The sequence below is a fragment of the Methylophaga sp. genome (assembly GCF_048266885.1).
Lineage (GTDB): Bacteria > Pseudomonadota > Gammaproteobacteria > Nitrosococcales > Methylophagaceae > Methylophaga.
The window spans coordinates 67,267-81,366 of record NZ_JBLWYR010000016.1; the positions used below are offsets into that span (position 1 = coordinate 67,267).

Here is a 14,100-nt window from a genome sequence, read left to right on the forward strand (position 1 = left end):
GCTTATTCGGTATCAGCTTCCTGTTTGGCAACTGTAAGTGCCTCTTCACGTTGTTCAATAGCCATGGTTTCCAATAGCTTACCCATCGACTGCATCAGCCAATAACATGCGTATATCCGGTCATAATAAACATCGGTATAAGCAATACCAGCGCTGAGCAACTCATTTTCACTATCCAGCAAATCAAGCAACGTACGTTGACCTACTCTGAACTGAGCGCCATAAGCTTCACGCGTTTTTTCTGCAGCTTCAACACGCTGTTGCAAACCAGGTAAACGACGTTCTGCATTTTCGAGTGCATTCCAAGCGAGACGAACGTCCAATTCAATTTCACGCTGAGCGCGATTAATCAGCTCTTTTTGCTGTTCACTTAGAAATTCAATTTGTTCAATACGGGCTTTATCTGCTCCGCCATTCAATAAGTTATATTGCAGGCGAAACATCGCATAAAGGCCTTTGTCATGGCCGGGTTCACCATCAAGGTTATTATTTGCTGAAGCCCCTAAATCCAAATCGATGCGTGGGTGAAAGGCCGATTTTGCTGAATTTTCCTGTGCTAATGAGGCTTCATGGTTCGCCAAAGCTGTACGCAAGGTAGGATGTTGGTTATAAGCAATTTTGATCGCATCTTCCAGTGTTGCTGGCGCTTTATCACAACAGTCATCACCAGGATTGGTAATGTTTTCAGGCATCGTGCCAACAACCCGTTGGAAGTTGGTTCTGGCATCTTCGATATTGCCTAGTTGCGATTCGAGATTGGATTTCGATAACGCCAAACGGGCTTGAGCTTGATCAACATCAGCTCGTCGACCGACACCACTCTCGGAACGTTGTTCGATTTGTGAAAATATTGTTTCGTGAGATTGTAGATTGGTTTGGGTCAGCTCTAATAAATCCTGCCGACGTAACACATCAAGATAGGCACCAATCGCTTGTAAACTAGTGCGTTCCGAAATATCCGTCACTGCAAAACCGGCAGAGTCGGCAGAGGCTGTGGTGCGGTCAACTTCACTTTTGGTGTAAAAACCATCGTACAACATTTGTTTGGCTGTGATGCTTGCCTCACCTCGAGTCAGCGTTTCGCTACCGGGTCGCGTTGCAGGGTTTTTAGTATATTCACGCCCATACCCCAAATTCAGATCTACCTGAGGACCGTAGCCTGCACGAGCTTGATCAATGGTTTTATCAACGCTCAGTCGACGATTTGCTTCGGCCAGAATCTCAGGATTACTTTGAATGGTTTCCTCAACAGCTTCAACCAAACTCTGGGCCATAACAGGCGCTTGAAAAGCCGTTATACCGGTTAAAATTGAGCTAAAAAGCATCACTAATTTAAATTGTTTGTTCATCTGTCTAACACTCCATCAGCGAACGTCTATTTCAACACGTCGATTTCTTACTTCAGCAACTTCATCGGCAGTCTCAATTAACAGATCTGATTCGCCCATGCCCTGGGTGGTAATAATATTTTCTGGGATGCCCCGTCGTATAAGCTCTTGACGAACTCGTTCCGCACGGCGTTCTGATAGCCCAATATTATACTGCTCAGATCCCATAGTATCAGTATGTCCAATAACAATCGCCTCAGCAATTTGTCTGGCTTTTATTTCATCAAATACTTTTTTAGCTTCTACTTCCGATTCTGGTGTAAAAGTGCTGGTATCAAAGATGAAATACAAGCGAGCACGATAAGGTTCTGGAGGTAATGCAGCCATAGCTGGTTCCATCTCAGGATCTGCTTCAACCGGTTTGGCGCAGAAAGGTGATTCACCTTCCGCTACATCAACAGGTGCCTCAATCTGCTCTCGCATCTCAGAGGTTGGCGTTTCTGGCCCAAGGGTATTAACCGCACTGCTATAGGCGCTACAACCTGAAACTACACTGGCGATTATTAATAAGGATAAAATTTGAAATATATTTTTCAGCATCATGGTACTTCTTTAAAGTAAGGATCGACTTTTACTGATAATGTTGAACATGTAGCTGTCAGCGTTGACGTTGGAGTATGAACTTTTACCGCTTCAAGATTCTTTGCAGCTAATTTGCCACCAACTAATGCCAATGTTCCATTTTCTATAGATAAATCAGCCTGTCCTTGTTGTGATTTGCTATCAAAATGATAACTATCAATGGAAAAATCGGTGTTTGGACCAGCGCCAATGCGGGTATTGTCGCTAAACAGTATGCCTACACTGCTATTGCTCTCGGTTTTCAACTCATCGGCAATGAAGACTTCATCTCCCAAGCCTACTTTAACAAATTCACCGGCGCGAATTAATTGCACATTACCTAGCAGGGTTTTTACCACACCCACGCTTTGAGCATGTGCTGTCAAGGCAAACATTAAAGTGCAGGAAAATAGAGCAAAAACTATTTTTTTAGACGACATATTTTTTACAACCATCCGTTGGTCACACAGGTCAATCAAGAGTTTAAATGTTTGTTTTTAACAACTTATTGCGGCAAGGTATTTCTGAATGACACCCTCTAGAAATCCCTTTACCCATGCATATATTAAAATGCTAACACTTTACAATACGAACTCTGTCACATTTTATTCGGCTTGACTATATTTAACAGTAAAAATGTTCCAGATTAAATATCTTGTTCTGAACAATATACCTAACCTGCAAACACTAATCGTTATTTTCAGATTGACTGTTCACAAAATTATCGGCATAAATAGCGTCAGGGTGAAGAAAAAATACAATAAGAATATGTAGATCCACAATGGAGCAAGCGGTTTTAGTGAACGGCGAATTTTTGCCTGGTAATTAAATCAGTTTGCTCTGGTCATAAAGGGTGAGATTCCCTTATTCTTTTTACAAATTCATTTTTCAAAGGAAATAACATGAAAATTACAGCTGTATTTTTATCTTTGTTTTTTACATTTGGTTTAGCGGCTTGCAACACCATTGAAGGTGCAGGTAAAGATGTGGAAGCTGCAGGTGGTGCTGTCGAAGAATCTGCAAGAGAAAATAAAAACTACTAAGTTTCTGTGCTGCTCAGTACATCTATTTAGTTAAGTTAAATTAAAAAAGCCCTGCTGACATAGTGCTCAGCAGGGCTTTTTTATAGTAATTATTAATGTTTCAAAATTACATATAACGCATGAATAATACCTGGAATGAATCCCAGCAATGTCAGCAAAATACTTAACCAAAAATGTCCTTTAAAGCCAACCTCCATGAACACGCCCAGCGGTGGCAGTAAAATAGCGAATAGAATTTTAATTGGATCGGTCGCAGTAAAAGCCATATTGATTTCCTTTATTTTGTTTCTTCAATTTATGTCACGTGCATCCAGTATAGACACACTTCATTAATCCACATTAACCTGAGTTTAATCGTAGCTAGCCGGTTGAAGTTAAAACTGATAACAAATAGCTGTTATCTTAATCTTGATCAAACTGATAATTCATCACTAGGAGAAATAATGGATAAACTTAGAGAGTATCAACAACCTGCTCTTGATGATGAGACGCTGGCACTTGCTCAACAACTTTTTGAACTAGCACGAGAAGGTAATACAGAAGCATTAACTAAGCCTTTGGAACTAGGGTTAGCACCCAATATTCGTGACAGCAATGGTAACAGCCTCCTAATGCTAGCCGCATATAATGGTCACGAAGCAATGACACGTCTGTTATTACAACACGGTGCAGATCCGGAACTAGCTAATTTACGTCACCAGACACCACTAGCTGGAGTTGCTTTTAAAGGCTATACCCATATTGCTCGCATTCTTATAGAAAATGGTGCTGACGTCAATTCAGCAACGCCCGATGGTAAAACACCACTAATGTTTGCTGCTATGTTTAATCAAATTGATGTATTAGAAATGCTTTTAAATAGTGGGGCCGATGCTAATTTAACAACTGAAGATGGCTTGACTGCAATTCAACTTGCTCAACATATGAATGCACAGACTGCGGTTAATATTCTAAAATCTTCTAGCTCATTTTCTGACCCAGATAAATGATTGGTTTTCTGAAAGTTATGCACTAGAAGCATTTTATCTATTCCAAAAATAACAATATTGTTGCAGTAGATTTGCCGTATAAAAAAAACGGTCAGCTGAACTTCAGCTAACCGCTTGATTTAATTGGTGGGCCCACCAGGACTCGAACCTGGGACCAAGGGATTATGAGTCCCCTGCTCTAACCAACTGAGCTATAGGCCCGATTTTGTAATCAGCTGTCTGAGTCGAGGAAGCTTCTCAGTTGATCTGAGCGTGATGGGTGACGCAGTTTACGTAACGCCTTGGCTTCAATCTGACGAATACGCTCGCGGGTAACATCAAATTGCTTACCGACTTCTTCCAGCGTGTGGTCGGTATTCATATCAATACCGAAACGCATACGTAACACTTTCGCTTCTCGCTCTGTCAGGCCGTTCAGAACGCCCTGAGTGGCTTCTCTGAGGCCTTCGATGATTGCCGAGTCTGCTGGTGACATAACGTTGATATCTTCAACGAAATCGCCCAGATGTGAATCTTCATCATCACCGATCGGTGTTTCCATCGAAATCGGTTCTTTGGAGATCTTCAGTACTTTACGTACTTTATCTTCCGGCATTTCTACACGTTCTGCCAATTCGTCCGGAGTTGGTTCACGTCCCATCTCCTGTAGCATTTGACGAGCAACACGATTAAGTTTGTTGATGGTTTCAATCATGTGTACTGGAATACGAATAGTACGTGCTTGGTCGGCGATAGAACGAGTGATTGCCTGACGAATCCACCATGTTGCATAGGTAGAGAATTTGTAACCACGTTGATATTCGAACTTATCAACCGCTTTCATCAGACCGATGTTACCTTCTTGAATCAGATCCAAGAATTGCAGGCCACGGTTGGTATATTTTTTGGCAATCGAAATAACCAAACGCAAGTTGGCTTCGACCATTTCTTTTTTGGCACGACGCGCTTTTGCTTCAGCGATCGACATTTGACGGCTGATTTCTTTGATATCTGAAATTTCTAGACCGCGTTCATTGGCGATTTCAGCCAATTTGCTTTGTGCTGCCAAAATATCATCCAGATTTTTCTTGATAGTGGATGAATAGTGTTTTTTAGCTCGAACGAATTTATCTGACCATTCGAGGTTGCTTTCATTACCTTGGAAGGCATCGATAAAGTCACGGCGATTCATACCCGCCTGCTCAACCACAATCTCCATGATAATTTTTTCTTGTTTACGAACTTCAGCGATAGTTTCTGCCATTAATTCATTTAAGAAAATCAGTGTTTTTGGTGTTAATTTGAATTCCATAAACAGGTTGCTGGCCTGTTCACGGGCTTCGATCATGGCATCGCCTTCGGTTGCCAGAACATTTTTGTATGCGTCGCGCAATGCAGTGAAACGGGTGCGAGCTTCTTCTGGATCAATTTCACCAGAATCATCTTCATCATCACTTACGCCGCCAACATCATCGTCATCATCATCGTCGCTGTCAGAGTCATCAGAATCAGCACTGCTAGTGACATCATCATCAACATCATCACTAGTTACTAACTCTTCTGGTGCGACAAAACCACGAATCAGTTCATTCAGACGCATTTCGCCTGCTTCAACAGCATCGTAGAATTCAAGGAATGAAGAAATAACCGGTGGATAGGTAGATAGCATCAACAAGCTTTCACGTAGGCCGGCTTCAATGCGTTTGGCAATGACGATCTCGCCTTCGCGGGTCAATAACTCAACGGATCCCATTTCACGCATGTACATGCGGACAGGGTCGGTGGTACGACCAAACTCACCATCGGAACTTGCTAGAACGGCAGCGGCTTCTTCATCAGAAACTTCGTCATTTGATGAAACAGCCTCAGCAAGGCGTTCCATCTCATCGGTATCCATGCCATCTTCATGGACCATGATACCCAAGTCACTGAACATACTGACAATGTCTTCGACCTGATCCGCATCGACCAAATCTTCTGGAAGGTGGTCATTGATCTCACCGTAAGTAAGATAACCGCGCTCCTTGCCCAGAGCGATAAGTTCTTTAACGCGTGATTGCTGATCTTTCATTCGGCCTCTTTATGCATGGTGACGCTGTTTTTGGCGGTAACACTATATTATAGTGAAAGCACTTCGTTATTGCATCATTTTTGATTACAAAACACCTACTTATAGGAATTAATTTCAATTCTTTCAGACTCTGTTAAATTGCTGAGTCCTTTATTAATCAAATAAGTATAGCGTTCATCTCTTGCTTGCTTGTTTAGACGAGTCACGATTCCAATGAGTTCATGCTCCAGTTGTTCTGGCGACAAGTTCAATGGTTGCATCGCGAGTTTTTCCATATAAGGAGCTTGTTGGGTATCTCGCCAACGCTCCAACAGCTGTGCGGTTTTAAGATGGGGATGCTCTCGCATGGTTTCAAGTAGCTGAATTAAAATCGGTAAGCCCGGCAAATCAAGCAGACGTAAATTATCTGTATCCGGAACGGCCTCATGCAGTTGCGGATGTTGCAATAAGATCATCACGGCCATACGCACCGGGGTCATGTTGGCCATCGCATTTTGTTTAACGTTTTTAGCTCGGGTTGGCGCTGCCGGTTTTTCCAAATGTTTGTTTAACGTTGCGATATTGGTCTTGGCATGGTCTGCCAGCTGCTGCTCCAACATATCCCGGTATAGACCGGCCGGAATATGCCGTAGATAGGGTTTGGCAATTTCAACCAGCCTTGCGCGGCCATCCATTGATTGACTATCTACTCGCGAAAGCAATGTAGCAAAGAAAAACTCGGAATAACTTTGTGCCTGATTCACTAACTGCTGAAATGCCTCAGCCCCCTGCTCTCTGACCATGGTGTCAGGATCCTGACCTTCCGGGAGAAACATAAATTTCAATTCAAAGTTGCCACCAAGTATCGGCATCGCATTCTCTGCGGCTCGCCAAGCAGCTTCTTTACCCGCACGATCACCATCAAAACAAAAAACAATTTCCGGCGCGCTACGTGTTAGTAGCCGTAAATGTTCGGATGTTGTCGCTGTACCTAATGTGGCCACCGCATTGTTAATGCCAAACTGTGCCAGGGCGATCACATCCATATACCCTTCAACTATCAGGATCTTTTCCAATCGACGATTCGCTTTACGGGCCTGATACAGGCCATACAGCTCCTGACCTTTATGAAAGATGGGGGTTTCGGGTGAGTTCAGATATTTTGGTGTGCCATCGGCATCGATAACACGCCCACCAAATGCGATAACGCGGCCCCGACGGTCACGAATAGGAAACATCAAACGATCACGAAAACGATCGTAAGTACGCCCCTTATCATTTTTAATCAGCATTCCAGCTTCGAACAGTTGCTCCTGGGTTTGCTGATTATTGCCAAAAGTGCGTAAAACATTGTCCCAGCCGTCCGGTGCCATACCAATATCAAAAGCTGCTACGGTCTCTGGACTGAGACCACGCTGTTGAATATAGTCCTGGAAGGTTTGGCGCTGTGGATGGTTTTGCAGTTGATGCACGTAATAACGACTGACCTTATCCATCAGGTCGTAAAGATTTTGTCTGGCTGGAGTCAGTGCTGCTTGTTGTGTTACCGGAACTTGCATACCAACAGCATCAGCCAGTTCCTGAATAGATTCAGGAAAGCTGAGCTGGTCGTATTCCATCAAGAATCCAATCGCAGTTCCATGCGCACCACAGCCAAAACAGTGATAAAACTGTTTATCAGGACTGACAGTAAATGACGGGGTTTTCTCGTTGTGGAATGGACAGCAGGCATGCAAATTTTTACCGGCTTTTTTCAGCGGTACACGCGCATCGATAATATCAACGATATCAACTCGTGAGAGTAATTCGTCGATAAACTGTGGAGGGATTTGTCCGGCCATAATTCAATTATGGCCGAAGTCTGTCATGAATGTTAACCACGTCTGAAAAAAGACCTGGCATGCTCGCTTAGGAACTGAGCGCTGCCTTGACTTGGCTGCTTACTGCGCCCATATCAGCGCGTCCCTGAACTTTTGGACGCAACACATTCATCACCGCACCCATATCTTTCTGGCTGCTAGCGCCCGTCTCTTTAATTGCATCAGCGATAGCTGCCTGCAATTCTGCTTCACTCAAAGCTGTTGGCAAAAATTCTTCAATAATAGCCAATTCAGCTTTTTCGATGACCGCCAGGTCATCACGGCCAGCTTGCTCAAACTGCGACAAGGCATCTTTGCGCTGCTTAGTCATTTTGGTCAGCACAACGATAATGTCATCGTCTGACATATCTTGGCGATTATCGACTTCAACTTGCTTGATGGCAGCGGTGATTTGGCGCAAGGTGCCAAGACGATCTCTGTCTTTGGCGCGCATTGCGTCTTTTACGCTATCTTGAATTCGAGCTTTGAGTGGACTGGCTTCTTGAGGCATTAGAATGAGATTCTAATCAGCAATTAGTACATGCGAACGCGGCTAGCGTTTTCACGAGACAGTTTCTTTTGGTGACGTTTAACAGCGGCAGCTGCAGCACGTTTACGAACCGTTGTTGGTTTTTCATAAGCTTCGCGAGCGCGAGCTTCAGCAACCGTACCGGCTTTTTCACAAGCACGTTTGAAACGACGTAAAGCTACGTCAAATGGTTCGTTTTCTTTAACCTTAACAGATGGCATTCAATACATTCCTAAACAGACAATGACGGAAAAGCCCTTAATTGTACGAGATCTATTTCGGAAAGAAAATACTAAATGCTAATTAGTTGGATGAGGCCACCCCCATCAAGGCATAATAATCGGCATTAATTTAATGCAGTCAGAATAAATTTATGCGTGTTTTAGGAATTGAATCATCTTGCGATGAAACCGGAATTGCACTCTATGATACTGATAAAGGGCTGTTAGCTCACGCACTTTTCAGTCAGATAGAGATGCATGCTGAATACGGCGGCGTGGTGCCGGAGCTGGCTTCCCGCGATCATATTCAGAAAGCATTACCTTTGATGCAACAGGTTTTGAATGAAGCGGGTCTGCAGCGGAAAGATATTGATGCAGTGGCTTATACGGCGGGGCCGGGTCTGGTAGGCGCTTTACTGGTGGGCGCCGCAATTGGCCGCAGTTTAGCCTGGGCATTAAATATTCCGGCCTTGCCAATCAATCATATGGAAGGGCACCTTTTATCGCCACTACTGGAAGCCAATCCACCAGCGTTTCCATTTGTCTCTTTATTGATTTCCGGCGGCCATACCTTGCTAGTTGATGTTAAGGGCGTGGGTGAATATGTATTAATGGGCGAATCAATTGATGATGCGGTGGGTGAAGCATTTGATAAAACAGCCAAAATGTTGGGGCTGGGTTATCCGGGAGGACCGGCCCTGGCGGCTTTGGCAGAGAAGGGACAAGAGGGCGCTCATCTCTTTCCCAGACCCATGACCAATCGTCCCGGTTTGGATTTCAGTTTCAGTGGGTTGAAAACATTTGCTTTAAATACTTGGCATAACAGCGATCAAAGTGAACAGGCCAAAGCCGATATTGCACTGGCGTTTCAAACAGCGGCGGTGGAAACCTTAGTGATTAAATGTCGTCGGGCATTAAAACAAAGTGGTCATAAGCGTTTGGTCGTGGCCGGTGGCGTCAGTGCCAATAAATCCTTGCGCGCGGCTTTAGATGCATTACCGAAAGTGCAGGTTTATTACCCGCAATTACAATTCTGTAGCGATAACGGAGCGATGATTGCGTTTGCCGGAGCGATGCGTCATCAGGCCATGGTTGTTGAAACTGAAGCAACGTTTAATGTGCGTTCGCGTTGGCCATTAGATGAGCTAACGCCACCAGCTTCAGCCTGACTTCTTCTCTTCACCGGCCAGCAACCGCTGGATATTGCTGCGATGCCGCCACAGCAAAAGCAGGGCAATTAACAGAATAACCGCACGTGCAAACACTGTATCAATAAGCCATAAGCTATAAACCGGTGTCATTGCCGCAGCGGTAATGGCAGATAAAGACGAAATTCGGCTAATGGCAAAAACCACAATCCAAGTCAGTAATGCCGCTCCAGCCAATGTTGGAGAAAGCGCCAGAAATGCACCTAATGCTGTTGCGACACCTTTGCCACCTCTAAACTGGAAAAATATGGGATATAAATGCCCAAGAAATGCAAAGAAAGCAATTAAGGCCAGGATATCAATATCAAATCCCAACATTCTCCCGATTAATACCGGGATGACACCTTTTAACACATCAATAAGCAAGACTAATGCTGCAAGCTTTTTGCTGCCCATTCGCAATACATTGGTCGCGCCGGGATTACCTGAGCCCTGAGTCCTTGGATCAGGTAAACCTGAGACTTTACAAAGTATTACAGCGCTCGACAATGAGCCAATTAGGTAGGCGCCGAGCAAAGCAAGTAGCGCGATAGCAGTTAATTCAGGCATGTTATGATGCGACCTTTTAAAATGTAGCGGTATTATTCAGTACCATTACTACTTTTGCCAACATTGAAGCGACATCATGGATAAAATTTTTCTAAATGATCTCAAAGTAGACACCATCATTGGTATTTACGATTGGGAGCGTGAAACCCTACAAACCTTACGTTTTGATTTGGAAATGGACTGGGATATTCACCAGGCGGCTCAATCAGATGATATTTCCAACACGTTGGATTACGGTGCAGTCGCCAATGTTTTAGTGGAATTTGTCGCCAACAGCCGTTACTTGCTGATTGAAAGATTAGCTGAAGAAGTCGCACAATTGTTATTAAAAACCTTTGCTATTCCAAAACTCAAATTGACCTTGACCAAACCAGTCAAATTACACGGTCAGAATTACGCACAAATTGTTATCGAGCGCTCTAGCAGATGAAGCAGCGGCAAGGCTATCTGCTTGGTCTGGGATCCAATCTCGGCCCACAGGATAATATGGCTGCCATGGTGACAGCGCTAGTGAGTGAATTCGGTGAGCTGGATATTAGTCGCGTACTGAAAATACCGCCTGTCGGAATGAACAGTCATCGCGATTTTTTAAACACGATCATTTTTGTAGAAACCGATTTACCTCAAAGCGAACTTAAAGCATTTTGCAATCAAATAGAAATCCGGTTAGGTCGGGATCGGGACGATCCATTAAGCAAAACCAAAGATCGACCTGCCGATATCGATATTCTCTGCTCATTTAAATTGCCTGAAGAAGCTGATATTGCGGTGAGCAATGTCACTGATGAATATTTTCTTTATCCAATTATTCGTGAGCTATTGGCTTATCTGACGGAAACCACAGAAGTTTCCCCTCCCGAAGGCGTGTTAATCAAGACAGCACACCTAAGCTTTGGAGAGACGGCGACCACCATCTACTGGAATGGAAGCGCCAGTAATAAAGGGATTCTCTAGCAAACTTTTGATCGCAAGATAAACCGGCTCAGCTCCACCTTCTCGAGCTAGCGGGGTTTCCGCCAACATTTTCTGTCTAACCTCCTGACTATGGGACTCAGTAAATAATACTGGGCCTGGAGCAACTGAATTCACCTTGATATTTGGCGCCAGTTTTTTTGCTAACACCAATGTCAGATTATGTAATCCCGCTTTTGTTGTGCCGTAGATATCAAACCTGGGAGTTGGGTTTTCAACGTTAATATCCGTGATGTGAATGATATCGGCCGGATCATCTGCCGGACCTTTTAACGTTGTAGATAAGGCCTGATTGATGAGAAACGGCGCTAACATATGAACGGTAAAAAATTGCTGATATTGCTCTGCGGCTTCATTTAGATCGGCTGACGTTGGAGTGAAAGCTGACGCGTTATGCACAATACCTCGATATGTTTTGCTTACCTGCTGCAATTGAGCAATAAACGCCATTATGCTGGCTGTGTCTTGCAAATCTGCCTGAATAGTCTGTATGCCAGATTGCCTTAGTTTTTGGACATCATCGGTTTCAGTGCGGTAATGTGCCAATACTTCATAACCATCCTGATGCAGCCTGGAGGCAATATGAAATCCAACCCGCTTTCCGGCACCTGTTACTAAAATAGGATTATCCACTGAAATTTCCGACTAAATGAAACACATTGCCAAGTTACCTGCACCTGACCCCAAAGCGCAACAACATAGCGATCAACTGTTGCGGCTGATTTTTCAGACCATTGAAAATCACAATGGTTGGCTGAGTTTTGCGGATTTTATGCAAATGGCTTTATACCAGCCCGGCTTGGGTTATTACAGTAATGGCTTGAGCAAGATCGGTGAAGCAGGGGATTTTATAACTGCGCCAGAAATCAGCCCGTTGTTCTCAAAAGCTTTGGGCAATCATATAGCTGATGTGCTTAAAAAAGTACCTGAAGCAGATTGCCTGGAATTTGGTGCGGGTAACGGTCAGATGGCCGTCGATTTATTGTTGTATCTGGCTGAAATTAACCGTTTACCAAAACATTATTACATTATTGAAGCAAGTGCCCACTTACGTGAAATTCAGCGTCAAAAAGTGAAAGAACATTTAGGCGACATACAAAGCTTAGTCGTCTGGCTGGATCAATTACCTGCAGAATTTAACGGCGCTATCCTTGCCAATGAAGTCTGCGACGCGATGCCGGTGCATCGGGTACAGTTCGAAAATGATCACCTTTTGGAAATAGGGGTGGAGCTGCAAAATGGCAAGCTCGAATGGCAGACACAACTCTTAACCAATCCCTATTTGAAAGCACATTGCGAACAAATACACTCTCAACTGCAGCTATTCCCATACCAAACCGAAATAGCAATACAAGCGCCTGCCTGGCTTGGCACAATTGCCAATTTGCTTAAACAAGGCGCTATTTATTTAATTGATTATGGTTATGAAGCTAAAGATTATTTTCACCCCCTGCGTCATCAAGGCATGTTGCGTTGTCATTATCGTCATCAGGCCCATGATAATCCGCTGGTTTTAGTGGGTTTACAGGATATTACTACGCATGTGGATTTCACTGCGCTGGCTGAAACAGCCCATGCTGAAGGGCTTCAGGTAGAAGGTTATCAAAGACAAAGTGATTTTCTGTTGGCGGGCGATATTCTTAATCTCAGTCAACATCATGCAACTGATGACTTTCAGCAGATGCAACAAGCTGCAGCATTAAAACGTTTGTTATTGCCAGAGCAAATGGGTGAGTTGTTTAAAGTGCTCAGCCTGTCAAAAAATATCGAGATGCCACTTTCTAAATCCGCAGATCTACGTTATCGGCTTTAATTGCTCAATAAAAAAGGCGCCGAAGCGCCTAATTTATTAATCCTGACTAAGAATTATTGTTTATCTTCTTCCTGTTGCTGCTTAAGTTGCTCAAGCTGCTCAGACATTTCAAACAGAATTTCTTTGATGTTCGCCACATCGTCCGTCAAATTATCTGTTTGACGTTTAGTTCTGGCAATTTCTTCACGCATTTCAGGCGTTAATGCACCGGTATCCTGACCTTTACGCTCAGCTGCAGAAGCTAATACGGTTGGGATATCAATTACTACCCAATCAGCCCGTTCAGAGCCATCTTCTTGGTGATATGAAATGCCATTATCTAAAGCAATTTTGGTTGCTGGTTCAGAATCGGATTTACGGGTACCCGGTAATAATGGATTTACCCGTCGATCAATCTCCTGACCGGTATATTGGTCTTTATCACGGTATTCCTGATGAACAAGACCAAAAATAATATTCAAGCGTCCATTATTATCAACAAAGACACGGCCACTGTTGGTCTTACGTTCTGCCGCAATCGCTCCGGCATGGACACCTAACGTGACAAAGGTAATATCTTCGTTGGGTTGGGCACGATTTAAACCCTGCGCTAAAGTTGAACTTAAAATTTGCAGTTCACCCGGTGAAAACAACGGAACTTGCTGGTTTCTCAGTAAAACGCGCTGATTGACATAAAGCGATGAAAGCACTTCACGCATTTCATCCTGATTAATTGGTAAAGGGTGCTGATTGGTTCCAGGCTGATCGCGCTCTACCATGCGAACGAATTGCAGATTTGATTCCCACAGTACCGGACCACTTTGTGACATAACGACTTCATCATCATCAGATGATTTTTTACTGAATGGGTTGCCACAGGCAGACAAGCCGACAGTCATTGCCAAGCTGAGTGCAATGATGCTGCTGTATTTCACAATGCCTTGCATATAATTTTCCTCA

17 protein-coding genes and 1 tRNA gene are annotated in these 14,100 nt (G+C 43.8%); 6 read left to right on the top strand and 12 right to left on the bottom strand.

Annotated features, from left to right (window positions below; all coding sequences use genetic code 11):
* Window positions 1–2: 2 nt before the first annotated feature.
* The 3 genes from ACN0V2_RS09375 to ACN0V2_RS09385 are packed head-to-tail and all read right to left on the bottom strand — an operon-like array spanning window position 3 to window position 2,344.
* The gene (locus tag ACN0V2_RS09375; RefSeq protein WP_417550550.1) at window positions 3–1,349 is read right to left on the bottom strand and encodes a TolC family outer membrane protein; all 1,347 of its coding nucleotides are present in this window, start codon (window positions 1,347–1,349) and stop codon (window positions 3–5) included.
* A 15-nt stretch (window positions 1,350–1,364) separates the two neighbouring features.
* A complete protein-coding gene (locus ACN0V2_RS09380) occupies window positions 1,365–1,931 on the bottom strand; it encodes an OmpA family protein (protein WP_417550551.1) in 567 nt (188 codons plus the stop codon).
* Window positions 1,928–2,344, bottom strand: a complete 417-nt coding sequence (locus ACN0V2_RS09385; RefSeq protein WP_417550552.1) for a FecR domain-containing protein — start codon at window positions 2,342–2,344, stop codon at window positions 1,928–1,930. The genes ACN0V2_RS09380 and ACN0V2_RS09385 overlap by 4 nt, the downstream gene beginning before the upstream one ends.
* 507 nt (window positions 2,345–2,851) lie before the next feature.
* Between ACN0V2_RS09385 and ACN0V2_RS09390 the strand changes: the two genes are divergently transcribed.
* Window positions 2,852–2,992, top strand: a complete 141-nt coding sequence (locus ACN0V2_RS09390) for an entericidin A/B family lipoprotein (protein WP_417550553.1) — start codon at window positions 2,852–2,854, stop codon at window positions 2,990–2,992.
* 92 nt (window positions 2,993–3,084) lie between these two features.
* Here ACN0V2_RS09390 and ACN0V2_RS09395 read toward each other — a convergent pair whose 3' ends face one another.
* Complete coding sequence (locus tag ACN0V2_RS09395) at window positions 3,085–3,258, bottom strand: YqaE/Pmp3 family membrane protein (protein ID WP_417550554.1); 174 nt, start codon at window positions 3,256–3,258, stop codon at window positions 3,085–3,087.
* Between the two features lie 177 nt (window positions 3,259–3,435).
* Here ACN0V2_RS09395 and ACN0V2_RS09400 point away from each other — a divergent pair, with 177 nt between their 5' ends.
* On the top strand, window positions 3,436–3,981 hold the full coding sequence (locus ACN0V2_RS09400; RefSeq protein ID WP_417550555.1) for an ankyrin repeat domain-containing protein: 546 nt from the start codon (window positions 3,436–3,438) through the stop codon (window positions 3,979–3,981).
* A 124-nt stretch (window positions 3,982–4,105) separates the two neighbouring features.
* Here the strand turns inward: ACN0V2_RS09400 and ACN0V2_RS09405 are convergent.
* The 5 genes from ACN0V2_RS09405 to rpsU all read right to left on the bottom strand — a co-directional run bounded on the left by ACN0V2_RS09405 (window position 4,106) and on the right by rpsU (window position 8,619).
* Window positions 4,106–4,182 (bottom strand) — tRNA-Ile (locus tag ACN0V2_RS09405).
* A gap of 10 nt (window positions 4,183–4,192) precedes the next feature.
* A complete protein-coding gene (gene rpoD, locus ACN0V2_RS09410; protein ID WP_417550556.1) occupies window positions 4,193–6,031 on the bottom strand; it encodes an RNA polymerase sigma factor RpoD in 1,839 nt (612 codons plus the stop codon).
* 95 nt (window positions 6,032–6,126) lie between these two features.
* Window positions 6,127–7,851, bottom strand: coding sequence for a DNA primase (dnaG, locus tag ACN0V2_RS09415; RefSeq protein WP_417550557.1), 1,725 nt, complete (start codon window positions 7,849–7,851; stop codon window positions 6,127–6,129).
* Window positions 7,852–7,918: 67 nt separating this feature from the next.
* The gene (locus tag ACN0V2_RS09420) at window positions 7,919–8,380 is read right to left on the bottom strand and encodes a GatB/YqeY domain-containing protein (RefSeq protein WP_417550558.1); all 462 of its coding nucleotides are present in this window, start codon (window positions 8,378–8,380) and stop codon (window positions 7,919–7,921) included.
* Window positions 8,381–8,403: 23 nt separating this feature from the next.
* Complete coding sequence (gene rpsU / locus ACN0V2_RS09425) at window positions 8,404–8,619, bottom strand: 30S ribosomal protein S21 (RefSeq protein WP_014705573.1); 216 nt, start codon at window positions 8,617–8,619, stop codon at window positions 8,404–8,406.
* Window positions 8,620–8,771: 152 nt separating this feature from the next.
* Between rpsU and tsaD the strand changes: the two genes are divergently transcribed.
* Window positions 8,772–9,788 (top strand): tRNA (adenosine(37)-N6)-threonylcarbamoyltransferase complex transferase subunit TsaD, encoded by a 1,017-nt coding sequence (gene tsaD, locus ACN0V2_RS09430; RefSeq protein ID WP_417550559.1) that lies wholly within the window; start codon window positions 8,772–8,774, stop codon window positions 9,786–9,788.
* On the opposite strand, the gene plsY is transcribed toward tsaD, so the two are convergent.
* Window positions 9,780–10,376 carry a glycerol-3-phosphate 1-O-acyltransferase PlsY gene (plsY, locus tag ACN0V2_RS09435; protein ID WP_417550560.1) on the bottom strand — a complete coding sequence of 199 codons (597 nt, stop codon included), beginning with the start codon at window positions 10,374–10,376 and terminating at the stop codon, window positions 9,780–9,782. The two genes, tsaD and plsY, sit on opposite strands and share 9 nt — an antisense overlap.
* A 76-nt stretch (window positions 10,377–10,452) precedes the next feature.
* On the opposite strand from plsY, the gene folB reads away from it, so the two are divergent.
* Both folB and ACN0V2_RS09445 read left to right on the top strand, forming a co-directional pair.
* Window positions 10,453–10,806 (top strand): dihydroneopterin aldolase, encoded by a 354-nt coding sequence (gene folB / locus ACN0V2_RS09440; protein WP_417550561.1) that lies wholly within the window; start codon window positions 10,453–10,455, stop codon window positions 10,804–10,806.
* Window positions 10,803–11,330, top strand: coding sequence for a 2-amino-4-hydroxy-6-hydroxymethyldihydropteridine diphosphokinase (locus ACN0V2_RS09445; RefSeq protein ID WP_417550562.1), 528 nt, complete (start codon window positions 10,803–10,805; stop codon window positions 11,328–11,330). The genes folB and ACN0V2_RS09445 overlap by 4 nt, the downstream gene beginning before the upstream one ends.
* On the opposite strand, the gene ACN0V2_RS09450 is transcribed toward ACN0V2_RS09445, so the two are convergent.
* Entirely contained in the window at window positions 11,262–11,981 is a 720-nt protein-coding gene (locus ACN0V2_RS09450; RefSeq protein ID WP_417550563.1) for an SDR family oxidoreductase, read from the bottom strand. The two genes, ACN0V2_RS09445 and ACN0V2_RS09450, sit on opposite strands and share 69 nt — an antisense overlap.
* A gap of 16 nt (window positions 11,982–11,997) precedes the next feature.
* Here ACN0V2_RS09450 and ACN0V2_RS09455 point away from each other — a divergent pair, with 16 nt between their 5' ends.
* Entirely contained in the window at window positions 11,998–13,161 is a 1,164-nt protein-coding gene (locus ACN0V2_RS09455; RefSeq protein ID WP_417550564.1) for a class I SAM-dependent methyltransferase, read from the top strand.
* Between the two features lie 53 nt (window positions 13,162–13,214).
* Here ACN0V2_RS09455 and ACN0V2_RS09460 read toward each other — a convergent pair.
* The coding region (locus ACN0V2_RS09460) for a hypothetical protein (RefSeq protein WP_417550565.1) at window positions 13,215–14,100 on the bottom strand (886 nt) is incomplete at its 5' end.